Raw genomic sequence first — 22,063 nt, 5'->3', positions numbered from 1 at the left:
GTAATAAAGGGAATCAGGCTTTATGTCAGGAATATGAATTGATGGTGGAAAAACTGCAAAGTGATTCTGTATCTGAATGGCGCAGGATTTCGGGCAGAGTCATAAAGGTGAAGATCTCTGATTTAGCATTATGCTGATTTTGGACCAGGGTCAAATATGGCCGGGGTCGCAAAAGTGCGTGGAATTAAAACGGGTGCGCTTACACCCGGGCCTGGACTAACGCCGTCAGGCGTTGAACAGCGAGCTTGTCGCGCTGGCCCCGAAGGGGTGAGCCGCTTGCGGCGAATAATCGAATGGAGTTCGATGGAGAGTCCGGAAGCAGAAAAGCAAAAACCCAGCCATAGGCTGGGTTCTTTAAATAGTGGTGCCCGGACTCGGAATCGAACCAAGGACACGGGGATTTTCAATCCCCGTGTTTATGGAAAGCAAGGGAGTAAGCATTCGTTCTCATCTGAATAACATAATTCAGGTGACCAAATGCATTCAAAAACGGAAGCTGTATCAATAGCTTTTACCGAACCAGGTGAAGCTAAGTCAACGCGTACTGGCAACATACCTCCATCTTTGGTAGCAAAACCCAAAATTATCCCAGTTGTGTCTACAAAAGGCGGCGAAGGGAAGTCTACCCAGTCAGCCAATCTGGCTGGCTTCCTGGCAGATGCGGGTATAAAAACACTTCTGCTGGACGGTGACCATGCTCAGCCAACGGCCAGCAGTATTTTCCCTCTGGAATACGAAGCACCTTGCGGTCTGTACGAACTGTTGATGCAGACGGCCGATCTCTCTGACCCCGATAATCTCATCTCCCGTACATCGATTGAAAACCTGGACGTCATTGTTTCCAACGATCCACGCAACTTTCTCCCCACTGCAATGCTGAATGCCGCTGATGGCCGGGTGCGCCTACGTAACGCGCTTTCGCATCCGCTTTTCAGCCAATATGGGGTGATTATTGTTGATTCACAGGGTTCCCGTTCAGTGATGTCAGAACTGATTATTCTGGCCTCAACGGGAACTATGGTCGGTGTCGCTAAACCTATTCTTCCTGATGTTCGCGAATTCATGCGCGGTACTGTCGCTCTGATGGAAGAACTCCTCCCATACAGTGCATTCGGCATTCAGCTTCCGGACACGAAATTACTCATTAACTGCATGGATTACGACAATCTGTCTGTTGAATCACTTGCTCAGGTTAAAACGATCGTTGAAGAAAAGCGCTACAGCATCCATGCAGATAAAATCCATATCGACTTGCTGAATACCTGTATCTATGACCTGACCATTTATGTCATGGGCCATGTAAAAGGCATTCCTGTTCACCGCCTTGAAAAAAATACCAGCCGAAAAAGCGATTCGGCATTTACCTCAATGTATCAGCTGGCGTGCGAGCTTTTCCCGGAATGGAAAGATAAGTTTGACGCGCTGGCTAACGCTGGCGAGGTGGAATGATGTCTCAGCAAAAGCAGAATCCCACTGTTCTCTTTTCACGTGATGCAGAGCAGTCTGTTCTTGGCGGTCTGATGCTGGATAACGAATGCTGGGACGAAGTTGCGTTGCTCGTCAGTATCGATGATTTCTACTACCACGTTCACCGCACGATTTTTCGTGAAATGACCCGTCTTATCAGCAGAGGCAAGCCAATTGACCTGATTACTCTGGCAGAGAGCATTGAGAGTCAGGGGACTAATGTCCTGGATCAGATGGGGGGTTTTGCGTACCTCGCCGAACTGTCCAAAAACACCCCCAGTGCTGCGAATATTCGTGCCTACTGCGAGATTGTGTCGAAGTACAGCCAGGCCCGGCAACTTGCCCGTATTGGTGCGGATATTACCGAAAACGTGCAAAAGCCCGGTGCTGATATCCCCGCGGTAATGGAAGAGGCCGAACAAAAAATCACTCGCCTGGCAGAGCGTGCAGAACCGGAACAGGCACACACACTTATTGACGGTATGGACAGGTTGCTGACCGAACTTGAACGTCGGTGCAATACACCGGATGGTATTACCGGCGCAGCGACCGGGTTTAAAGAGTTTGATGACCTGACCAGTGGGCTGCAGGCAGGTGATCTGGTGTTGGTCGCCGCCCGACCATCAATGGGGAAAACAGCATTTCTTATCAGTCTGCTGCTTAACCACATGATGAAAGCGCCTGATTCCAGAGGACAATTCTACAGCCTGGAGCAGCCGGAAGAGCAGATTCTTATGCGCATGGTGTCCTCGTTGAGCAGTCTGGAACTCCAGCGCCTGAAGAGCGGCCTGATGGATGATGAAGACTGGGCCCGGGTGTCTGAGGCATACAAGATTTGTACTGAGGATTTTAATGCGCGCCTGGTTATAGATGATACCAGTGGCCTGACTCCTCAGATGCTGCGTATTCGTGCCCGTCGTAATGCGCGCCGTTATGGTGCGCCTTCAATTATTGGCCTCGATTACCTGCAGCTCATGCGCTCCCCTGAACAGGAAAACCGTACCCAGGAAATCGCTGAAATCTCCCGGTCTCTTAAGGCATTAGCGAAAGAAATGGCCTGCCCGGTAGTGGCGCTTTCTCAGCTCAATCGATCGCTTGAGAGCCGACAGGATAAACGCCCCAATAACGGTGATTTACGTGATTCCGGTGCGCTGGAACAGGATGCTGACGTCATCGTCTTTATTTATCGCGATGAGGTCTATCACGAAAACACCGAGGATAAAGGGATTGCTGAAATCATTATCAGTAAACAGCGCCAGGGACCCACGGGGACGATCCGCCTGCAGTATGAAGGTTGTTTTACCCGTTTTTCTGACATCGCGGGCCGACCGGGGAGGAGCGCATGAGCAACGTCCGTAATCTTAATCTTGGCGCGGCCATGCTGCAGCGCGGCAAAACCCCGGCTCAGGGTGATGCGGTTCCCGCCGCAGTCCCCCTGCCAGTCAGCGAGATGGCAATGGTCCTCACTCTTGACCAACTGCGCCCTAATCCGGACAACCCCCGCAAGAGCCGTAACCCACATTTCGATGAAATCAAGGCTTCCATCAGGGCCTGTGGGTTGGTCCAGGTACCGAAAGTGACACGCGATCCGGACGGCGAAGACGTTTACATTTTCAGCGACGGGGGTAACACCCGGTATCAGATCCTCTGCGAACTGTGGCAGGAGACTGGTGATGAGCGTTTCTATCGCGTTCACACTATTTTTAAACCCTGGCCAGGACGGTTGAAATGTCTGGTCGGGCACCTGGCAGAAAACGAAGTCAGAGGAGACCTGAGTTACATAGATAAAGCGTTTGGTGTACACAGTGCCAGAGCCATTCAGGAAGAGCTGATGGGACGTCCAGTGACTCTGCGAGAACTATCCGATCTTTTAAACCTTGAAGGCTATCCCATTGACTATTCAACCATCAGTAGGATGGAGGATACCATAAAATATCTCTGGCCCTGCATCCCGAACTTGCTCAACAGTGGTCTGGCACGTCTGCAGGTGCTGTCACTGCTGCGCATTCGTTCCCAGGCAGGAAAGGTCTGGTCGCAGTTCGCACATGAGTCCTCCCCGCAGTGTTCGTTCGATCAGGTCTTTGAGGCGAGTTGCCAGGGGTTTGACGATCCTGACAGTTATGCATATGAGACATTCCGTGATGAGTTTATCGGTCAGCTGGTTAAGGCGCTGCCACATCCCAGCCTGAACTATGACCGCTGGATGATTGAACTGGACCCCCGCGAGCAGAAACGCCGTGAGCAGTTTGGTGAGCCGCCTCCGCTGCCCGTACTGACGCCACCACAGGAAAAAGCGGCAGGTCGTGAACCCCCGGAGCCGCAGGTGACTGTCCTGCCTCCGGATACTGCATCTGAAACGCCGGTCACGGGACTGCGCAGCGGCACGCTGACCACACCCGGACGCCCGGAGCCAGCACCGGAACTGCCCGCAGATGCTGAATTGCCTGTGAACGCACTGATGACCGCCGGCAGTGAACCACGTCGTGAAGTACAGAATGATCTGTTTGGCGGACGGCCGGTCATTTCTGGCGAAACGGCTGACCCTGACAGCATTTCTCTCCCTGATTTCAGCCCGGACACACTGATGTCAGCATTTGGCGAGGAGAATGCGTCCCCGGCTGCGTCCGTCAGTTCGGTCGCCTTTGCCGCAACCGGACTTGAGCCCGTCAGTGATATCTGGCACATCCCGGCCCTCCAGGATGATATTGAGCACCTGCAGGATATGGCTTACCGGCTTGTCTTCGAGATTGCTGAGGCGATGGGCTGCGCGGACAATGTGCGGGAGGATAAAAACCCTCAATCAGCAGGCTTTGCCGTCTCCGAAACCGGCAGCGAATTTGTCCTCTTCCTGGCGGGCCTGTCCGGCTCGCTCCCCAACAGGCAGTTCAATATGTTTATGTTCTGCCTGAATTTCTTCGGTTCTCAGTCACCGGCTGACATGGCCGTATTCGACGATATCACGGTCGTGAAAACAATGCGCCTTATCCGCGTTATCCGCCGTCTGCGTGAGCTGCAGCGACTCGCTGCGAAAGGAGGGGAAAATGTCTGATGATCTGAATGATGAAATGGCCCAGGCCAGTACAGCTCTGTTCATCCAGCACGGCATCGATGCCATCCGGGCAAAGGTAAACTCTGCAACACCGTCAAAAGCGTTCTGCGAATGCTGCGGTGCGGCTATTCCGGTTGCCCGTCAGCTTGCGGTTCCGGGCGTGGAGCTCTGTGCCGGTTGTCAGGAGGTTAAAGAGATGAAAAACCGTCACCGGGCTGACGGTGGCAGGGGGATGCGCCATGTCGGATAACGCAAAAATCACTGCCCGTATCCGGCGCCTGATGGCGCTGGGCACCCGCAACAGCAACCCGCATGAAGCCGCGCGTGCGGTTGCGCTGGCTCAGCGTCTGATGCAACGTCACGGTCTGACGCCGGACATGCTTTCCCTCAGTGACGTCAGTGAGTCAGTCTGTTTCAGCCTTACCAGTGATGCAGAAAAGGTGCCGGCCTGGCTGAGCTCGCTGGCAACCGTGGTCTGTATGGCCACGGGCTGCCGTTGCTGGTTTGGCTGGCATATTCATGTCAGTCCACAGGGCGTGAGCAGCGTGCGCCGTTCACTGCACTTTTATGGATTCAGCGAACGACCGGAGGTGGCGCTCTACATCTATACCGTTCTCCAGCGGCAGCTGCGTGCTGCCACAGACGTTCACATGGCTGGATACCGTAATCGGCGCATTCTTCTGCGCACGCGCCGTCGCCGGGCAGACCAGTTCCGTGAGGGCTGGGTATCCGGCGTCTGGCAGGTGTTGCAGTCCTTTTCACCCTCCGGGGAAGAGAACGCCGTACTGCAGCGCTGGCTGGCTCAGCGTCATGCCGGCGAGCCGCTGGAAGATATGGCGGTCCGGTCTGCAGGCAAATGCCGGGGTGACAGAACGGCCCGGGTGGCCGGTTTTTTCGCAGGTCGCGATACCGACCTCCATCATGGTCTCAGTGGCGCACAGGCTTCCCGGCAGATAACAGCGGGAGGGCATGCACATGACTGACGTTCTTTTATGGAGTGCCTGCCTGTTGGGCTGGCTTTTTGATGTTCTGCTCATCGCTGACCGGGCGATATCAGGAGGTGGCCTGTGAGCCAGCATAATCTTTCTCAGGCCACCACGGCCATTCTGTCCTCACTGCTGATGGACGTCAAAAACGGCAATATCCGCCGCTGTGAGTCACTGGGTATGTCGGTCGAGGAAATCCGTGCGCTGAGTCATCTGAGCCTTGATGAACTGCATTACCTCAGCCAGTCACATGTTTCCGTTCTCGATGTCACCCTGAACCATGAAAACTTCTGGCTGATGCTGAATCAGGCCCGCAATGAGCAGAAGCGCTTCATGATGATTGACCGCGCACTGGAGCTCGGCGGTTCGATGGAGCTGATTGACCGGTATTTTGGTCTGTCTCCTTCGGAGGTGAGTGCCCGCCGCCGTCTGATGGGCATTGAATCCCGGCAGGGCCGAACCCAGGCCCTGACAGAGCCACAGGACGCCGCGCTCTGGGCCGAGTGGAAAGCGGCAGGGTTGTCATCACCGGACTCCCATCAGGCGCTGGAGGCGATGATGCTGGCGGCCGAGCAACTGGGTCTTTCACTGACGGCCGTATGGAGCCGGGTCTGCCAGTGGTGTCGGGAGGCGAATGCCGCAGGCCGCCGGGCTGAAATACCTGTGCGTAAGGAGGCGTGATGGAGATGGGTGATTTCTCCCCCCGGCAGCAGGTGTCACCGGCAGTACGCCGCCGCGCGCAGCAGCTGTTCCGCGCTGCCTGCGGTGGACAGAAGGTGTTCCGCCGGCTGACCATGAACGGCTACCTCAAGATAGATGTGGGGCCGTGCTGGCGCATCCTGAGCAAGGATGGCGGCCGGCAGTGGTGGCTGATGGACCATGAGACCTACAACCGTGAAATACGCCGGTAACGGACTGCCGCTGACGACCACACAGTGCCGGGTTTACCCCGGCACTGTGCTGTCTCAGGCTGAAGAGGAGAGCATAAAATGACCATTCCTGCCGACAGCATTGTGGCGCACACGCTCGCCAGAATGCAGCAGAACCTTGAGCGGCGCACCGATACCGGCGATGTCAGCCAGGAGCGCAGCGGGCTGCTGTTCATGGGCAACGTGCACGATGCGTTCCCGCGCAGGCTGTTTCTGGATACACGCCTTTCACCGCTGGATAAAACCGCCTGGGTGATGATAAGACTTTACGCACAGCAGAATGAGGGAGCCATCTTCCCGACTTACGATGAGCTGCAGGTTCAGCTTGCCTCCGCGCATTCAGAGAAGGCATCGAGGGATACGGTCAGCCGCGTCCTGCTGATGCTGCGCCTGACCGGCTGGCTAAGCCTGTGTAAACGGGTACGCGATGACCGCGGGCGTGTGCGGGGCAACATTTACGCGCAGCATGACGAGCCGCTGGGTTACCGTGACGCCGAAACCTTCGATCCGGGCTGGCTTAAGCTGGTTGAAGAGAGTTGCCTTAGCCGTAATAAAGCGGTCCGCATGACCGCGCTGGCCGTGGTGAATGACATACTTCAGGACCCCGGAATGCGTCACCGTCACAGTCGCCTGGCCCTTATCGAAAGTCGCCTGAGCGCGCCGTCCACACCCAGGCAGATGGTCAGTCATCGCCGGGCAGTGAACCGGAGTCCGGAATCCGGACTCAGTCAAAAAAGCACCAAAAACATCCCGGAATCACTGAGTCCGGAAAACGGACTCAGTACCCCGTCAGTGGATAAAACACAGAGTCCGGAATCAGGACTCAGTCTGAAATCAACGACTTACACCGGAGTCCGGAATCCGGACTGTAACGTACGTTCTTTCACACAGAGTGTGAATAAAAAAACGTACGTACCGGGCGGGGAACATTTTCTGCCTGACGATTTTGTGAACGGACTGAACAGCGATGACCGGCAGATGCTGACCAAACAGATGGCCTCACTGCCTGAGGCGGTGGCAAAGATGCTGGCTGACATGCTGCGTGAGCAACTGCGGCTTGGCAGGCTGAATAACCCGGTGGGCTGGCTGTTCACGATGCTGCGGCGTGCCCGGAGCGGTGAGCTGAACCTGCCGGAAGCAGCAGCACCTGCCCCTGCCGGTTCCGGCAGCAACAATCCACCGACAACCGGTACGCGTGCTGTACCGGCGGCGATCATCCCCGTGCAGCCTGCCAGACGGCCTTCCCGCGATGAGGTTAGTGCGATGATCAAGAGCATACGACAGAATGTTGGCAGATAAATCAATGGTTAAAATTTGAGCTTGTTGCCACTGGCAACAAGTATGTTTTTTGAGCGATTCATGACAGGCATGCTAAAAGTGGTCCTTAGCTTTGATTAAAAAATGACCTTGTTGCCAGTGGCAACAAGATTAAAAAACGTACAAAGGATAATTTCCTGTCGCTGATTATGAGTTTCACATTGTTGGTCATGCGTGTGATTCAGGACTATGCGAGCTCTTCTTAACTGAATACAGGTGACGACAACGATGGCAGATAAACAGGTAACAAAGACAGGCTCGCTTCAGTCAGAAATGACAATTGCGCTCCATACCAATTATGCAATTGGTTTGTGGCTGGGTCGCAAACGGGAGAAACAGGAAGACAATACTCCTGTTAAACACGGCATCATCGGGATGCCTCAGTTCTTCGTGCGTGCAACACTGATTAACCAGGACTCCCTGAATAATAATCCGTGGGCAGATGAAGCCATGTACCGTCTGGAGGAAAAGCTGAGATCTGCAACTGAGACGATGACCGGGCTTATTAAGCAACTGGATGAAGAGATGAGTATGCTTCCAACAGGTATTACGCTGACAGAAGTTACTTCGGTCGAACCACTCGATATTCATGTGTTTACGCGTACTCCTCTGGGATACCGGTGTGTGTTTCTGCTGGTCGGGTTTGACCAGTTTGCCAAGAAGGTTCTTCAGGCGTCACATTACGGACTGATTACCCGTAATGGACGGGATAATTATCTCAGTGAAGGTGGGCGACTTCTGCGTCAGATTTACGGGACGGTTCTTTCTTACCGCAGGGTGGATGCGACACGCCTGGACGCAGCAGAGAATAATGAAGTCTGGCAGAAAGCCTGTCAGGAGGCGGGTGAGCCCGATCGTGCCGTGCTGCTCGGAGAAAAACGTTCAGCATTTTCCCCTCCAGTTAATGAAGCGAGCGTGAACCTGCTGCGCCTGCGTTATCAGACAGTCTGAGTCGCCGGAGGCTGGTCATGCGGCTATATATCTGTGAAAAACCCTCGCAGGGACGCGATCTGGCCGGGGTTCTCGGTGCCACCCGGCGCGGTGACGGCTTTCTGACCGGCAGCGGAGTCACCGTCACCTGGGCAGTGGGGCACCTGCTGGAAACCGCACCGCCCGAGGCGTACGGTCAGCAATTCGGTAAACCGTGGTCACTTTCGGCACTGCCGATCCTGCCTGCCCCCTGGCAGGTTGTGGTCAAAAAAGAGACGCAGGATCAGTTCAAAGTCATCGAACGGCTGTTGCGGCAGGTTGACGATGTGGTTATTGCCACTGATGCAGATCGGGAGGGGGAGGTCATTGCGCGTGAGCTGCTGGAATACTGCCGCTGGGAAGGTCCGGTGCAGCGGCTCTGGCTGTCTGCGCTGGATGAACTCAGTATCCGCGCGGCGCTTCAGGACCTGCGTCCCGGTCAGGCCACGCTCGGGATGTATCACGCCGGACTGGGTCGTGCCCGGGCCGACTGGCTGATAGGTATGAACCTCTCCCGTCTTTATACCCTGCGCGCAGCGGAGGCCGGTTTTGATGGCGTGGTCTCCGTGGGGCGTGTTCAGACGCCAACGCTGGCGCTGGTTGTCCGCCGGGACCGGGAAATCGCAGCATTTGTGCCGAAGCCGTTCTGGCAGGTTAAAGCGCTTATTTCCGCCGGTGGCCTCACCTTTCCGGCGCAGTGGGTGCCGGCGAAGGTGTATACCGACGAGGAAAAGCGCTGTGTTCACCAGAACATCGCGCAGCAGGTGGCACAGCTCTGCCGGCAGGCAGGTCACGCCGTGGTGACAGAAAGCGACACAAAGCGGGAAAAAGCTGCCGCGCCGCTGGCTTTTTCGCAGGGCACCCTGCAGCAGGCCTGTGGCAGGCTGTGGGATATGTCCCCGCAGCAGGTGCTTGACACTGCCCAGAGCCTGTATGAAAAGCACAAGGCCACGACCTACCCCCGAACCGACTGCGGTTACCTGCCGGAATCCATGCGGGAGGAGATTTCCGGTGTGCTCGATGCCATCGGCCGTACCGACCCGGAATGTGCGCCGGTGCTGGCTCGCCTCGACAGAACATTTGTCTCGCGCATCTGGAACGACAAAAAAATTACGGCACACCACGGCATTATCCCCACCCGCAATGCGTTTCAGCTGTCCGCGCTGACGGAGACCGAGCGTAACGTCTATATGCTCATCCGCCGTAACTATCTGGCCCAGTTCCTCCCCCTGCATGAGTCCGATTTCACACGGCTGCAGTTCGACATTGGCGGGCAGCTGTTCCGTGCCACCGGGCGAACGGAGGTGATAAAGGGCTGGAAGGTTCTGTTTGAGAACGCTGGTGATAATGAAGTTGATGACGGCGATGAAGCAGACGTTGCCCTGCCGCCGCTGGCGCAGAATGACCGCTGCGCGGTGACGGGGGCTGAGGTGGTGCAACTGATGACCCGTCCGCCGGCGCACTATACCTTTGCCACACTGATTGGCGCCATGATGAACGCGGCAGCATTTGTCACCGACGTCGCGCTGCGTAAGGTGCTGAAAGACAATGCGGGACTGGGCACCGAAGCCACCCGCGCCGGCATCGTTGAGCAGCTGCTGAACCGTCACTTTATAGTGCGTAAAGGCAGTAAAATCATGGCGACTGAACTGGGCGCCGATGTGATTGATGCCCTGCCGCCGCAGCTGACCGAACCAGGCATGACGGCACTCTGGGAGCAGGCACTGGATGAGGTCGCCGCCGGTCGTATGTCACTTGATGACTTCCTTCAGCGACAGGCAGGCTGGACGCGTAACCTGGTCAGCCAGGGGACACAGCAGCAGGTGCGTATCCGGATTCCGCCCACGCCCGCCTGCCCGCTCTGCGGGGGAAAAACCCGTCTGCGCAGGGGAGAGAAAGGGGAATTCTGGAGCTGTCAGCACTATCCGGAATGCAAAGGTGTCATCAACATCGGGGGCACCAGAAAGAAACGACCGCGCAGGGCTAAGTCTCCTGAATCAAAGAAGAATTAATCCTCTGTATCCGATTGCGGGGCGTTGTGGGCTCTGCTATTGTGACCCCGGCTCTGAAGCCGCACCCCGTGACTGCGGGTTTCGTCAGCATCTAATGCATGTGCTGCCGGAATACAGTCTGGCCGGCCCCGTCCACACCTGAACGGGAGACGGTAAGGCACAAAAACTCCGTGAAACCTGTGCCGGGCCCTTTCAGCCAGCGGAGCCACTGCGATAAGCAGGTTTACCTCAGGTCGATGGTGCAGACCTCAGAAGGCGGTGTCGCACGGCACCGCTTTTTTTATTTTTGTGTGCTGATGATTTTTTGAACGCTGCGGCGTTGACATCCGTGGCGTCTGAATGAATGATAAAGAGGCTAATCGTTGTCGTTCCGACAACTGCCAATGTTCCGGTGATTTGAGAGGAACGCCTTCGGGTAATCACATGCCAATGCCACATTAACCTGAGAGTGGCGCCTTCGGGTGGTTCAAACCTGTTTAACCTTTGCAAACAGGGACCTGATAACCAGGTTAAGGTCCATTTCACCATTACAGCCAGTCGGCAAACCTTGCTGACCTCCCTGCGGGAAACACTTCCCGTACGGGACAGATGTTTCTCCGCAACCCGTTCAGTTTTACTCCGGAGAAACCATCATGACTGCAACTACTACTACCCCTGCTTCAACCGGCTCTGCTTCTGCCTCCCAGAAAAAAGAGTTTTTCAACCTCAACGTCAATGGTATCGGGTATCTCAGCTCGATACGCCGTGTACAGGGTGGTAATGGTGAATTCACCTGCGCCGTTATCAATGCCCTCACCGGTCCGACAGACAATGCGTCTTATACCCGTTTCGATGTCACCATCGCGGGTGCGGAGACCACCAAACTCATCAACCGCTGTCAGAAAGCCGTTGATGAAGAAGAAAAAGTGCTGATTGGCTTTGTGCTGAGCGGGCTGAAAGCCGATGTGTTTACCCTGCAGACGGGTGATCACGCCGGTGAAAGTCGCCCATCCCTGAAAGCCCGCCTGATTAAGGTGGAGTTTATCAAGAAAGGTCAGGACGTCGTTTATCAGGCACCCAATGCTTCCCAGACGCCGGAATCCGGTTCATCGGCTCAGAAAGAGTACGATCCGAATTCGTTCTAAGCGTCACGGACACACCACCGGAACACACCCCGGTGGGTGTGCTCCTCTCAACACCATTCTTAAGAGGAAATCATTATGTCCGCACGCGGCGTCAACAAAGTCATCCTGGTCGGTCATCTCGGTCAGGACCCTGAAGTTCGTTACATGCCTGACAGTACGGCCGTGACCACGCTTTCTGTGGCCACGTCGGAAACCTGGCGTGATAAACAGACCGGTGAAAACCGTGAAAATACCGAATGGCATCGTGTCGTGCTGTTTGGCAAGCTGGCCGAAGTGGCCGGTGAATACCTGAGAAAGGGTTCACAGGTGTATATCGAAGGTCAGTTGCGCACCCGCAAGTGGACCGATACCAATGGTATCGAACGCTGGACGACAGAAGTCCGTGTGGGCGTTAACGGAACGATGCAGATGCTGGGCGGTGGCCGTAATAACAGCACCAACACCAGTGGAAATAATGCGCAGTCAGGTCAGCAGGGCGGCTGGGGCCAGCCTCAGCAACCGCAGCAGACACCGTCAGCGCCACAAAATCCGCAAAATGAACCTCCGATGGATTTTGACGATGATATACCGTTCTGAAAATTTCATAACGGATTCATATAATTATATACCCTCATGCGCCAGTTCAGTCTGGCGCTTTCTTTTTCAGCTTCAGTTGAATAACTATGTATAGCAATTTGCTACCATTCAGACTATCCTGTGTGTATAGCAATTTGTTACCAAGAGGAAGAAATATGCAAACTCCAGTCCGTAAATCCGTCCGTGACAAGCAAATCAATATCCGCGCCACGGATGAAGAACGTGCGGTGATTGATTACGCTGCGAGTCTGGTTAATAAAAACCGTACTGATTTCATCATTGAAAGGGCTGTGCATGAGGCCCAGAACATCATTCTGGACCAGCGTGTGTTCGTTCTTGATGATGCCCGTTACCAGGCGTTCATCAGGCAGCTTGAAGCCCCTGTGCAGAATGTTGAAGGTCGTCAGCGTCTGATGGATGTAAAACCTGAATGGAAATAAATGTCACTGCGCCTGCTTTACTGACAGAGGAGCATGTTCTTCATCCGTTCGATTGCGGGAATGCGGTACTTGATGACTGGCTTCGCCGGCGTGCGTTGAAGAATCAGCATCTTAATGCTTCCCGTACATTCGTCATCTGTCCTGAAGGTACTGCGCGTGTAGTGGGTTATTATTCCCTCGCGACTGGCTCAGTAAGTCATGTCGACTTGAGTCGTAGTCTGCGACAGAATATGCCCGATCCCGTACCGGTTGTTTTGCTGGGCCGCCTTGCAGTCGATGTATCCACTCAGGGCAATAACTTCGGGAAATGGTTGCTGAATGATGCTGTGATGCGCGTATCGAATCTGGCGGATCAGGTCGGCATCAAGGCTATCATGGTGCATGCAATTGATGAGCGGGCTAAAGCGTTCTATGAATACTTTGGTTTTGTGCAGTCACCAGTTGCGGCTAACACGCTTTTCTACAAAATATGATGGTCTCATGCAGGTATTCATCTGTAGAACACATGGACCTGAAATCACATTCAACGCCGGTTCTCCGGCGTTTTTTCTTATCAGATTAAAGTGAAGGGCTTGGTCAGCTGATTAAGCCTGACCGGCTCTGCAATGTTTTTCTTCAGTTTCCGGAAAGAGTTTCGCATTGCCCGCTTTTTCATCCCCGCCAGAATAGCACTCCTGATTAAGACTAATCCTGGGGTGAATCCTGATGGCAGTACCTTCCAGACGTGTGGCAACGGGCGCTGCCCTCCTCGCCTGTTCAGTTATACAGGCGGGCTGCAGCAGCGCCGTTTCTGATCCCGCGCCCTTTGCAAACGGCCGCTATCAGCAGCCCACCCGCTTCGATGATATTTACCGCAACCGGGCCCCCGACGTGGTTCGCTATGACCGTTATACGCTGGTCAGCACGCGCCCGGACGATGCACAGCGCGATCCACTCAATCAGATTGTCGATATCACCATGCCGGCGCAACTGGTCAAAACGGTCGGTGAGGGCTTTCGCTATCTGCTGCTGGAGTCCGGATATTCACTGTGCTCAGCCACAACCTCCGCATTTTCAGAACTTCTTAGCCGTCCACTGCCGGCCGTTCAGCGTGATATCGGTCCGGTCCGGCTCAGTGAAGCCCTGCAGATTGTGGCCGGCCCGGCCTGGCGACTGAAGGTGGATGATGTTAACCGTGAAATTTGCTTTGAACTGCGGGACCAGTATCGCAGCTTCGCCGCACCGTTGCCGGCTCCGGTCTCACTGGTGTCACAGCATGCACCCGTCAGTCTCCCCCCGGTCATACAGCCAGCCCGGACTGGCGGGGCCGCCGGCACTGTCAATGCTGTGCCGCGTAATCCCTTTACCGGTGATACGAGTATCAACAGCACCCCGGGCACCGTGCAAAAACCGGTACTTACGGCGCAGAACCAGTCCGTCCCGTCACCGGTACTGACAGTGGCGAAGACACCTGCAGCACAGAAGTCTGCTGCGCTGTCGCCCGCCGGGCGCCCGCCGGTGCCACCACCTGCAGTTGCACCGAAAGCAGCCTCATCTCAGAAAACCCCTGTTACAGCCGTTCATCCGGTTACCGTACAGCCAGCTACAGTGAACGCTGCCCGGCAGACTGTGCCCGTCCGGCCCGTCACCTCACTGCCGCCGGCTCCCCCCGTCTCCGGTCAGACCGCTTCTTCATTTATACCGGGGGCGCCGGTCACTCCTCAGCCAGTTGGCCAGACGTGGCGCGCCGAACCGGGTTCCACACTGAAAGAGACCCTGACGGGCTGGGCATCAAAGGCGACGTGCAGCAATGGCGGAAACTGGGTGGTCATCTGGCCGGTATCACTGGATTACCGTATTGATGCGCCTCTGGTGTTTCACGGCAACTTCGAATCCGTCCTGGTACAGGTCTTTGACCTCTACCGCAAAGCGGAAAAACCGCTGTTTGCCGAGGCTAACCGCATTCAGTGCCTGATTTCGGTGAGCGATACCCCGACGGGCGGAGGGCACTGATATGGGCTATGCGCTGCCCGTCTTTGTTTTCTGTCTGGTCATTGCGCTGATGGCCGGCGATGCGCAGCGTCACTCCGCTGAACACGTCCGGCTGTCGCTGCAGCAGACCCTGCCTGACCAGCTTGCCACCGACATGCTGCGCACCGCGGATGCGGTGAACAACTGGCGCCACGGCCGGACGGTCGCTGACGGCACGGTGACACCTGCACAGGCCGGCATCGTCCCCGCGCCTGACAGCCGTATTCAGACCGTGATTCAGGGGGGACGCCTCTGGGTCTGGGTGCCCGCCACTGATGGCGTGTATGCGGCACTGCGTACGCAGTCCGTGACCTCGGCACTGGCGCTGACCGTCAGCGGCGGGCGGCTGCGGATGGCGGACGGCACCGATATGAACCTGTCCCTGCCGTCCGGCGTGACGGAGGGCAGCATTGTTTACCTCAACTAACCTCATCAGGGAGCTGCGGATGCCGCGTTTACCTTTCTGCCTGACAGCGCTGGTCGCCGCGCTGGCGCTGTCATCATGTTCGCTGAATGAAATCAGCAAAATGGACAAGGAGGCCTCGGGGCAGGCCGATACCGCTCAGCGCGTACTGCAGAGTCGCCAGACCCTGACTCAGCCCACCGTTGTCTGGTCCGATAAACCCTGGGTGAACCTGCAGCCGGTCACGCCGGTCATCTCCACGCCGGATGAGAAGAACCTGCCCGCCTGCCAGATTACGATTAACCGGCCGGAGGGGATTTCGCTGCCGGAGCTGGGGCAGCGTATCACCGCGCTCTGCGGCATCCGCGTTTCCATCACGCCGGATGCCTTTGCCGCACTGAGCAGCATTTCCACCGGCAGCGTGGTGACGTCGCAGATGAACGGTCAGTTGCCGGCACCGGATGATAATGGCCGCGTACCTTTGTCACAGATGGGCACCACGTCTGCGCAGCCCGTCTCCGTTCAGTCATCACCTTCGCTTATCCGGGGCCTGAAATATCAGGGCGATATCCGCGGGCTGCTGGATATGGCAGCGAGTGGTCTGGGACTGTCATGGCGCAGCGACAGCAGCGGCGTGTATTTCTACCAGCAGGATACGCGTACCTTTCAGCTCGTCATCCTCAACACGAAGGTGAACAGCAGTGCCTCCATCAACTCCGGCTCCGGTAATCAGCTCGGCAGCGGTGGCGGTACATCCGGGGGGACAACCGGCGACATCAGCTCGAACCAGAAGACCGACTATGGCATGAACAGCGACCTGTACGATGACATCAAAAAAACGGTTGAGCAGATGGTGACGCCAAAATCCGGCCGCTTCTGGTTGTCGTCTGCCACCGGTACGCTCAGCGTAACGGATACACCCGATGTTCTGAATCGTATCGGTCGCTATATCGAATACCAGAACAAGGTTCTGAGCCGTCAGGTCCAGCTTAATATCCAGATTGTCAGCGTCAACCAGACGCGTAACGAGCAGATGGGACTGGACTGGGGACTGGTCTATAAATCGCTGCAGAACGTGGGTGCCAGCCTGACCGGCTCAATGGCGAACGCCTCCTCATCCGCCGCCAGCGCCGGTATCTCCATTCTTGATACGGCCAGCGGCAATGCCGCTAAATTCTCCGGCTCCAGCCTGCTCATTCATGCCCTGTCTGAGCAGGGCAACGTCAGCATGGCGCTGAACCAGACCGACCCGACCGCCAACCTTACGCCGGTGGCCTATCAGCTCTCGAAATCCACCGGGATGCTGACCAGCTCCAGCTCGACGGCCACCGCCAACGTGGGGGTGACGTCAACGATGACCACGACCAACGTCACCACCGGTCTGTTCATGACCATGCTGCCCTTCATTCAGGAAAACGGTGATGTGCAGCTGCAGTTTGCCTTCAGTTATACCAGCCCGCCGGATATCAAAAGTTTTGTCAGCCGGGACGGTAATACCCGCAATGATACCGCAGACACCTCTACCGAAGGGCTCGCCCGTAAGGTCAACCTGCGCTCGGGCCAGACGCTGGTCCTGACCGGTTCTGAACAGCAGAACGTCTCGGCGGATAAGCAGGGCACCTTTACGCCGGGCAACTTTATCCTGGGCGGCGGTCAGACCGGCTCGCGGGGCCGTACCACGCTCGTCATCATGATCACCCCTGTTCTGCTGAGGTAACGATGTCATTACAGAAAAAAACAACACGCCGCACCGGTATTCGTCTCACGCACCACCGGCGCGACTGGATGGCCGGTCTTCACTGGGCGCCGCAGCACAGCGCACTCAGGGTTCGTCTGCGGGGCAGGGCCTCGCCGGACACCCACTGCGTGACGGCCGGCAGAGGCAGCGCTTCCATGGCGGGCGTTGTCTCCCCGGGACGCGTGCGTCACCGCCTTTATGCCCTTGCCGTGGCTTTTCAGCTGTCCGAAGGCGGTAATGCCTGGGGTATTTACCGTCTGAGCCGCGATGAAGACCTGTGGGTGTTCTTTGCAGCCAGTGGGGGGCAGCTTTCCGTGATGGGCGACGTGACCGGCACGCGGGCATTCATTGAGTCAGCCGCACAGAATTTTCTGCGCTTTAACGATGCCGATGCGCCGGGCCTGCGCTGTGCGGCCACGGCTGAGGATGGCCGCGATGCCACCACGCTCACGGACAGGCTGAGTGGTGCACAGCTCAGGCGCTGCCGCCTGCGAAAACGCCTGGCACCGATGTCGCTCATCCTGCCGGCTGTTGTGCTCACCCTGGCGACGGCTGCCGGCGTTTACTGGCACGACACCGTGCAGCAGCAGGCAGACCAGGATGCTGCGATGGAGGCGTTTCGCTCCCGTGTGGCGCCGAAACACGATAAACCAGCACTCCCGGCCCGTGCACCGCACCCGTGGGCCTCACAGCCTCCGGTGTCAGTGCTGCTCAGCAACTGCTGGCTGACGCGGGAGCCAGTTTTTGCCTCGGTGGCCGGCTGGCGTTTTACCGACGGTGAGTGTGTGCCGGAAGGACTGCGGCTGCGCTTTGTCGCCACCCCCGGCTCAACAGTGGAAGACTTCTCCCGCCGCGCCCGTGAACTGCTGGGGCATGCGGCCGTTTTTAACCTGCAGGAAGGCGGGAAAAATGGTGATGTTTTCATTCCCTTCCGTAAATACCTCGCAGGCGAGTACACCGATGAAGCGCTGCCGGGTGCCGATGCGCAACTGATGCGGTTTATCTCTCACCTGCAGCGCCGCAACCTGGACGTGAAATTCACGGAGGTGAAGCCGCCTGCCGTCGCGCCGGGTCAGGAAAAAAACACGCCCGTCCAGGACTGGCGGGAATTCACCTTCTCCGTCAGCTCGCGTCTGCAGCCTGAGCGCCTGCTGCAGGATTTTGATGCCGCCGGGCTTCGCCTGACCAGCGTGTCCATCACCATGAGCCCGCAGGGGCAGTTCGGATACACCATGAAGGGGAGCATTTATGCGCAGAATTAATCCCGCCCGGACGGGGCTGCTGCTGTCCGTTCTGCTCAGCGGGCCCGCGCTGTCAGCCACCACCGCCGATGCGCTGCCACCGAACGTCACCCTCGGGGAACTGGAAGCCGCACAGGCCAGAAACCTGATTCTGGAGCAGAAAGTCCAGACCGCCCGTCTGGAACAGCAGCTGCGCGAAAGCCAGTCCGGGCAGAGTACCGACCGTAATTATCTGGCGACATCCCTGCAACCGTCAGCCCCGCTCATGACGCAACCCGTCCCGTCACAAACGGCCGCGACGTCTGGCACGGAGAAGCGTGCCGGCAGTGTGCGCCTGCAGGAGATTTACGGTCGCGGCACACAGCTGCGCGCCCGCATTGTGCTGCCGGACGGGGGCGTCACCGAGGTGGCGAAAGGTGACCAGATCCCCGGCACTGCTAAACGGGTCACGGAGGTCACGTCCACGCTCGTGCGCCTCAGTGACAATTCTGAACTTTCCTTCTGAGGCAACGATGACGCCCGATAAAGACATTATGGATTTTGTGTTTGCCGAACAGCATCCGTCCGGCGGCGTGACGCTGCTTATCGACGGTAACCGGCGAAAAGAACCGGCCATACAGCGCTGGGTGATGGATGTCACCCGCGAGTATCCGACGGCAAAGACCGAGTTTGTGACGCTGAGCGAGCTGAACCGCCGGCGCGAAGTGGCAGAGCGTCAGGGGCTGGCCCTGTCCCGGAGCGTCAGTGAAAGTGATCTGAACAGTCGCGATATCAGCGTATCGCAGGATAAGGTCATCAGTTATATGAAACTGGGAAACGAGTTCAGTGCGTCTGATATCCATATTGAAATCAGCGCCGACCGTAAGCTCAGCATCGTCCAGTTGCGCATTCACGGCGAGCTGGAAGTGGTGGATGAAGTGAAAGATGTGGAGGGGATGACACTGGCCTCCACCTCCTATCTTTCCATGTGCGACGTGCGCGAGCAGTCATTTTTTGCCGGCCGCGAGCAGTCAGGGCGCATCGATGCGAAGTTTGCCCGCCGTGCCGGTCTGTATGGCGCCCGCTATGAACACCGCCCCACGCCCGACGGGCTTATTGTGGTCATGCGACTCATTCCTGATGACGGCGATAGCATTCCCGGGCTGCCGCAGCTGGGTTTTCTGCCGGAGCAGATAAAGCTTATTATGCAGATCCTTCGACTGCCGGAAGGCATGGTGCTGCTGACCGGGCCTACCGGTTCCGGCAAAAGCGCCACGCTGCGTGTGTTCAGCGATATATGGCTGAAACTGACCGGGGGGAAAAAGCGCCTGCTGACGCTGGAAAACCCGCCGGAGGGACGTATTCCCGGCGCCATCCAGACCCCCGTCATGCCGGCTGACAACTCGCCGGAAGCCATCAGCCGCGCCTGGAGTAACGCCAATGCCTCCGCGCTGCGTCTCGATCCGGATGCCATCCTGAACGGCGAAATGCGTGACCTGTATTCCCTCATCGCCGCCATTTACGCCAGTGAAACCGGCCACGCGCTGTTCTCCACCCTGCACACCCAGAGCGCCATCGGCGCCCTGCGCCGTATGGAGCACTTCGGCGTTGACCGCCACCTTCTGGCGGATGCGTCACTGGTCACCGGCCTGATAGGCCAGCGTCTGGTGCCGCTGTTGTGTGAAAAATGCCGGATTCCCTGGCAGGTGAAAGCGTCTGAACTCGACGGCGAAACCCGCGCGCGCCTGGAAAAATACTGCACCGTGGAGGGGGTGTGCGACACCGGCAAGCTCTTCTTCCGTAATCACGAGGGCTGTTCTCACTGCCAGAAAACGGTGCCGCTGACCGGTCGCATCGTCAGTCGCGGCGTAACCGGTCGCACGGCCATTGCCGAGGTGGTCCGCACAGATGCCCGACTGATGCAGATCTGGTTGTCTCACGGCCCGGCCGTTGCCCGTCAGTACTGGGTAAACCAGGGGGGCATCACCCGACGTATGCATCTGCTGCGTTATCTCGCGGAGGGGCGCGTTGACCCGCTGGAAGGCGATCTTATCTGTCCGCTGGACGAAGACGACATCATGCAGTGTGAGGTGCCATATGTCGGTTAAGACCCGTTTTTCGCCTGAGCGTGATTTGTCGCTGGCGGAAAAGCTTCGGTATCGCCTGGTCAGGGCAACGTTTACCGGACAGTATCGCCAGCCGTTTTACGAAACCCTGCGCTTTCTGCTGGAAAACCGCAAAGCACTGGAAGAGGCGCTGACCATGATTGGTGAGGTGCATACCGACTTTGGCCGGCGCTGGCACCCCTATTATGAACTGGTGCAGGACTGCCTTGAGGGTGTGAAAGACAACCGTGAGGGCCGCTCCCTGAAGGATGTGCTGGCTGCCTGGGCACCTTATGAAGAGGCGGCGCTTATCAGCGCCGGTATGGAAACAGGCAATATTCCCGGTGCGCTGATGCAGGCTGACAAGCTGATTGTCGCCCGCCGGCGCATCCTTGGTCAGGTGGTTTTTGCCTCGGTCTTTCCGTCAGCGCTGGCCCTGCTGAGCGCGGGGCTGCTGCTGGCCAACAACATGGCACTGGTGCCCACCCTGAGCAAAATGTCTGACCCTGCACGCTGGACCGGTGCACTCGGGCTGATGAACGGGGTGGCACAGTGGACCGACAGGTGGGGTGTGACCGCAGCAGGTGCCACAGTCGGGGGCGTCATTCTGGCGTTCTGGTCACTGCCGCGCTGGCGAGGCCGGCTGCGTCGTGTTGCCGATTTTCTGATGCCCTGGTCGGTTTACCAGGATCTACAGGGGGCGGTTTTCCTGATGAATATCGGGGCCCTGCTGGGGGCCGGCGTGCAGGAGCTTAAGGCGCTGCAGATCCTCAACGAGTTCGCTCCGCCCTGGCTGCAGGAGCGTATCGAAGCGGCAATGGAGTGTATGAGCGAGGGGGACTCGCTGGGCATGGCGCTGCGCCAGAGCGGTTACGACTTCCCCAGCCGCGAGGCGGTGAACTACCTCTCGCTGCTGGATAAGGGTAACAGCGCCGGGTCACTCATCACTAACTATGCCGACCGCTGGCTCGAACAGGCGCTGACACGCGTTGCCCGTAAAGCGAATGTCACCAAACTCTTTTCTCTCGTTCTGATTATGAGTTTCTTCTTACTCATCCTGCTGATGGTGATGCAGATTCAGGACATGAACACCTTCAACATACATTAAGGAACGACTATGTCATCTCAGACATCACATTATCACCAGCGCCAGCCAGACCGGGGCTGGGGTATCCTTGAGCACGGCAGCATTGCCCTGTTTACGGTTATCGTCATCTGCATTGTCGGGGCGCTTGTCTGGGGTCTCTCTGGCAAAAAGTCTGTTGCGGTGGAAACCTCAAATATCCAGACCGTTGTGACCAATGCCCAGCAGCTCAAGCAGACCCAGGGCGGGTATAACTTTACCAGCGGCACCACCATGACCGGCACGCTGATTCAGCAGGGAGGTGCGCCAAAAGCTGGCTGGACGATTCAGGGGACGGCCAGTTCCGGCACGGGGACGATGTGGAACAGCTACGGTGGACAGGTTGTCATGGCACCGGTGGCATCAAATGGATTCAATAATGGTTTCTCCGTCACCACGCAGAAAGTACCGCAGGCCGACTGTATCTCCATTGCCACCCAGCTCGGCTCCGGTGGCGCGTTCAGCGCCATCAGCATCAACAGCACCGATTACAGCGACGGTCTGGTCAGCGCCGAAGATGCCGGCAAAGCCTGTACCGCTGACACCGGTATGACGGGTAACAACACCCTGGTCTTCACGCACAACGGCTGATGAC

Annotated in this window: 22 protein-coding genes; all 22 read left to right on the top strand. The window is 57.2% G+C overall.

The window, feature by feature from the left end:
* Positions 1-477: 477 nt before the first annotated feature.
* Positions 478-1,449 carry a ParA family protein gene (locus Y71_RS25500; protein ID WP_080470412.1) on the top strand — a complete coding sequence of 324 codons (972 nt, stop codon included), beginning with the start codon at positions 478-480 and terminating at the stop codon, positions 1,447-1,449.
* Positions 1,449-2,813, top strand: a complete 1,365-nt coding sequence (gene dnaB-PI, locus Y71_RS25495; RefSeq protein ID WP_007372571.1) for an SPI-7-type island replicative DNA helicase — start codon at positions 1,449-1,451, stop codon at positions 2,811-2,813. The genes Y71_RS25500 and dnaB-PI overlap by 1 nt, the downstream gene beginning before the upstream one ends.
* Positions 2,810-4,516: a ParB family protein gene (locus Y71_RS25490; protein ID WP_007372572.1), complete on the top strand. Its 1,707-nt coding sequence runs from the start codon at positions 2,810-2,812 to the stop codon at positions 4,514-4,516. The genes dnaB-PI and Y71_RS25490 overlap by 4 nt, the downstream gene beginning before the upstream one ends.
* Positions 4,509-4,766 (top strand): TraR/DksA C4-type zinc finger protein, encoded by a 258-nt coding sequence (locus Y71_RS25485; protein ID WP_007372573.1) that lies wholly within the window; start codon positions 4,509-4,511, stop codon positions 4,764-4,766. Before Y71_RS25490 ends, Y71_RS25485 begins: the two co-directional genes overlap by 8 nt.
* Positions 4,756-5,499, top strand: a complete 744-nt coding sequence (locus tag Y71_RS25480) for a DUF2786 domain-containing protein (protein ID WP_007372574.1) — start codon at positions 4,756-4,758, stop codon at positions 5,497-5,499. Before Y71_RS25485 ends, Y71_RS25480 begins: the two co-directional genes overlap by 11 nt.
* Before the next feature lie 84 nt (positions 5,500-5,583).
* Complete coding sequence (locus tag Y71_RS25475; protein ID WP_007372575.1) at positions 5,584-6,183, top strand: DUF2857 domain-containing protein; 600 nt, start codon at positions 5,584-5,586, stop codon at positions 6,181-6,183.
* Positions 6,183-6,413, top strand: a complete 231-nt coding sequence (locus Y71_RS25470) for a ParE family toxin-like protein (protein ID WP_007372576.1) — start codon at positions 6,183-6,185, stop codon at positions 6,411-6,413. Before Y71_RS25475 ends, Y71_RS25470 begins: the two co-directional genes overlap by 1 nt.
* A 78-nt stretch (positions 6,414-6,491) precedes the next feature.
* Positions 6,492-7,730, top strand: a complete 1,239-nt coding sequence (locus Y71_RS25465) for an STY4528 family pathogenicity island replication protein (protein ID WP_007372578.1) — start codon at positions 6,492-6,494, stop codon at positions 7,728-7,730.
* 246 nt (positions 7,731-7,976) lie between these two features.
* Positions 7,977-8,699, top strand: a complete 723-nt coding sequence (locus Y71_RS25460) for a PFL_4669 family integrating conjugative element protein (protein WP_007372579.1) — start codon at positions 7,977-7,979, stop codon at positions 8,697-8,699.
* Positions 8,700-8,716: 17 nt separating this feature from the next.
* A complete protein-coding gene (locus Y71_RS25455; RefSeq protein ID WP_007372580.1) occupies positions 8,717-10,729 on the top strand; it encodes a DNA topoisomerase III in 2,013 nt (670 codons plus the stop codon).
* A gap of 632 nt (positions 10,730-11,361) precedes the next feature.
* The gene (locus tag Y71_RS25450) at positions 11,362-11,853 is read left to right on the top strand and encodes an STY4534 family ICE replication protein (protein ID WP_007372582.1); all 492 of its coding nucleotides are present in this window, start codon (positions 11,362-11,364) and stop codon (positions 11,851-11,853) included.
* A 75-nt stretch (positions 11,854-11,928) separates the two neighbouring features.
* Positions 11,929-12,429, top strand: a complete 501-nt coding sequence (locus Y71_RS25445; RefSeq protein ID WP_007372583.1) for a single-stranded DNA-binding protein — start codon at positions 11,929-11,931, stop codon at positions 12,427-12,429.
* Positions 12,430-12,584: 155 nt separating this feature from the next.
* Positions 12,585-12,869: a type II toxin-antitoxin system TacA family antitoxin gene (locus tag Y71_RS25440; RefSeq protein ID WP_007372584.1), complete on the top strand. Its 285-nt coding sequence runs from the start codon at positions 12,585-12,587 to the stop codon at positions 12,867-12,869.
* Positions 12,860-13,342, top strand: a complete 483-nt coding sequence (locus Y71_RS25435) for a GNAT family N-acetyltransferase (RefSeq protein WP_007372585.1) — start codon at positions 12,860-12,862, stop codon at positions 13,340-13,342. Before Y71_RS25440 ends, Y71_RS25435 begins: the two co-directional genes overlap by 10 nt.
* 232 nt (positions 13,343-13,574) lie before the next feature.
* Positions 13,575-14,861, top strand: coding sequence for a PFGI-1 class ICE element type IV pilus protein PilL2 (gene pilL2 / locus Y71_RS25430; RefSeq protein ID WP_007372586.1), 1,287 nt, complete (start codon positions 13,575-13,577; stop codon positions 14,859-14,861).
* A 1-nt stretch (position 14,862) separates the two neighbouring features.
* Positions 14,863-15,306 (top strand): type IV pilus biogenesis protein PilM, encoded by a 444-nt coding sequence (pilM, locus tag Y71_RS25425; protein ID WP_007372587.1) that lies wholly within the window; start codon positions 14,863-14,865, stop codon positions 15,304-15,306.
* A 19-nt stretch (positions 15,307-15,325) separates the two neighbouring features.
* On the top strand, positions 15,326-16,999 hold the full coding sequence (gene pilN / locus Y71_RS25420) for a PilN family type IVB pilus formation outer membrane protein (protein ID WP_007372588.1): 1,674 nt from the start codon (positions 15,326-15,328) through the stop codon (positions 16,997-16,999).
* 2 nt (positions 17,000-17,001) lie between these two features.
* Positions 17,002-18,282 carry a type 4b pilus protein PilO2 gene (gene pilO2, locus Y71_RS25415; protein WP_071532028.1) on the top strand — a complete coding sequence of 427 codons (1,281 nt, stop codon included), beginning with the start codon at positions 17,002-17,004 and terminating at the stop codon, positions 18,280-18,282.
* On the top strand, positions 18,269-18,766 hold the full coding sequence (pilP, locus tag Y71_RS25410) for a type IV pilus biogenesis protein PilP (protein ID WP_007372590.1): 498 nt from the start codon (positions 18,269-18,271) through the stop codon (positions 18,764-18,766). Before pilO2 ends, pilP begins: the two co-directional genes overlap by 14 nt.
* A gap of 7 nt (positions 18,767-18,773) precedes the next feature.
* A complete protein-coding gene (locus Y71_RS25405) occupies positions 18,774-20,348 on the top strand; it encodes a GspE/PulE family protein (RefSeq protein WP_007372591.1) in 1,575 nt (524 codons plus the stop codon).
* Positions 20,338-21,453: a type II secretion system F family protein gene (locus tag Y71_RS25400; RefSeq protein ID WP_007372592.1), complete on the top strand. Its 1,116-nt coding sequence runs from the start codon at positions 20,338-20,340 to the stop codon at positions 21,451-21,453. Before Y71_RS25405 ends, Y71_RS25400 begins: the two co-directional genes overlap by 11 nt.
* 9 nt (positions 21,454-21,462) lie before the next feature.
* Positions 21,463-22,059: a type 4 pilus major pilin gene (locus Y71_RS25395; protein WP_007372593.1), complete on the top strand. Its 597-nt coding sequence runs from the start codon at positions 21,463-21,465 to the stop codon at positions 22,057-22,059.
* Positions 22,060-22,063: the final 4 nt, after the last annotated feature.

It is taken from the genome of Kosakonia radicincitans DSM 16656, from assembly GCF_000280495.2.
Taxonomy (GTDB): domain Bacteria; phylum Pseudomonadota; class Gammaproteobacteria; order Enterobacterales; family Enterobacteriaceae; genus Kosakonia; species Kosakonia radicincitans.
This window is presented reverse-complemented; position numbering and strand designations above follow the sequence as displayed.

Coding starts and splice junctions, on each gene's coding strand:
- Y71_RS25500 (WP_080470412.1), top strand. CDS start 478: ATGCATTCAAAAACGGAAGCTGTATCAATAGCTTTTACCGAACCAGGT.
- dnaB-PI (WP_007372571.1), top strand. CDS start 1,449: ATGTCTCAGCAAAAGCAGAATCCCACTGTTCTCTTTTCACGTGATGCA.
- Y71_RS25490 (WP_007372572.1), top strand. CDS start 2,810: ATGAGCAACGTCCGTAATCTTAATCTTGGCGCGGCCATGCTGCAGCGC.
- Y71_RS25485 (WP_007372573.1), top strand. CDS start 4,509: ATGTCTGATGATCTGAATGATGAAATGGCCCAGGCCAGTACAGCTCTG.
- Y71_RS25480 (WP_007372574.1), top strand. CDS start 4,756: ATGTCGGATAACGCAAAAATCACTGCCCGTATCCGGCGCCTGATGGCG.
- Y71_RS25470 (WP_007372576.1), top strand. CDS start 6,183: ATGGAGATGGGTGATTTCTCCCCCCGGCAGCAGGTGTCACCGGCAGTA.
- Y71_RS25465 (WP_007372578.1), top strand. CDS start 6,492: ATGACCATTCCTGCCGACAGCATTGTGGCGCACACGCTCGCCAGAATG.
- Y71_RS25460 (WP_007372579.1), top strand. CDS start 7,977: ATGGCAGATAAACAGGTAACAAAGACAGGCTCGCTTCAGTCAGAAATG.
- Y71_RS25455 (WP_007372580.1), top strand. CDS start 8,717: ATGCGGCTATATATCTGTGAAAAACCCTCGCAGGGACGCGATCTGGCC.
- Y71_RS25450 (WP_007372582.1), top strand. CDS start 11,362: ATGACTGCAACTACTACTACCCCTGCTTCAACCGGCTCTGCTTCTGCC.
- Y71_RS25445 (WP_007372583.1), top strand. CDS start 11,929: ATGTCCGCACGCGGCGTCAACAAAGTCATCCTGGTCGGTCATCTCGGT.
- Y71_RS25440 (WP_007372584.1), top strand. CDS start 12,585: ATGCAAACTCCAGTCCGTAAATCCGTCCGTGACAAGCAAATCAATATC.
- Y71_RS25435 (WP_007372585.1), top strand. CDS start 12,860: ATGGAAATAAATGTCACTGCGCCTGCTTTACTGACAGAGGAGCATGTT.
- pilL2 (WP_007372586.1), top strand. CDS start 13,575: ATGGCAGTACCTTCCAGACGTGTGGCAACGGGCGCTGCCCTCCTCGCC.
- pilM (WP_007372587.1), top strand. CDS start 14,863: ATGGGCTATGCGCTGCCCGTCTTTGTTTTCTGTCTGGTCATTGCGCTG.
- pilN (WP_007372588.1), top strand. CDS start 15,326: ATGCCGCGTTTACCTTTCTGCCTGACAGCGCTGGTCGCCGCGCTGGCG.
- pilO2 (WP_071532028.1), top strand. CDS start 17,002: ATGTCATTACAGAAAAAAACAACACGCCGCACCGGTATTCGTCTCACG.
- pilP (WP_007372590.1), top strand. CDS start 18,269: ATGCGCAGAATTAATCCCGCCCGGACGGGGCTGCTGCTGTCCGTTCTG.
- Y71_RS25405 (WP_007372591.1), top strand. CDS start 18,774: ATGACGCCCGATAAAGACATTATGGATTTTGTGTTTGCCGAACAGCAT.
- Y71_RS25400 (WP_007372592.1), top strand. CDS start 20,338: ATGTCGGTTAAGACCCGTTTTTCGCCTGAGCGTGATTTGTCGCTGGCG.
- Y71_RS25395 (WP_007372593.1), top strand. CDS start 21,463: ATGTCATCTCAGACATCACATTATCACCAGCGCCAGCCAGACCGGGGC.